1 protein-coding gene is annotated in these 321 nt (G+C 49.8%); it reads right to left on the bottom strand.

What is annotated here, in order from left to right:
- Nucleotides 1-306: Hsp20 family protein (locus tag J1905_RS23565; RefSeq protein ID WP_214229633.1), on the bottom strand; the 306-nt coding region annotated here is incomplete at its 3' end.
- Nucleotides 307-321 lie beyond the last annotated feature (15 nt).

Below are 321 nucleotides of genomic sequence, written 5' to 3'. Positions count from 1 at the left end.
GGTGTCGGTCTCCTCCTGCTTCATCCTCTCACCGCTGATGTGCAGTATGTTCCCATCTTCAACTTGCACCTTCACCTCATTCTTCCTCACCCCTGGAATGTCAGCGTGGAAGATATGAGATTCGGGAGTCTCAGCCCAGTCGACGTTGGTTTGTGTGATGGCGGTGGTATCATCACTACGGTCCGTCCGTCGTCTTCCAAAGTCCGATAGCAGTGAGCTCGTGCCGACGGAAAATGGATCGAACAAGTCCATGGAGAAAGGATCGAACACATTTTGCCTTCCAATCCAGGGAGTTAAAGTAGACATTTTTCTTCTTCTTTT

Source organism: Pedobacter sp. B4-66 (assembly GCF_018492665.1).
In the GTDB taxonomy this organism is placed as follows: domain Bacteria; phylum Bacteroidota; class Bacteroidia; order Sphingobacteriales; family Sphingobacteriaceae; genus Pedobacter.
This window is presented reverse-complemented; position numbering and strand designations above follow the sequence as displayed.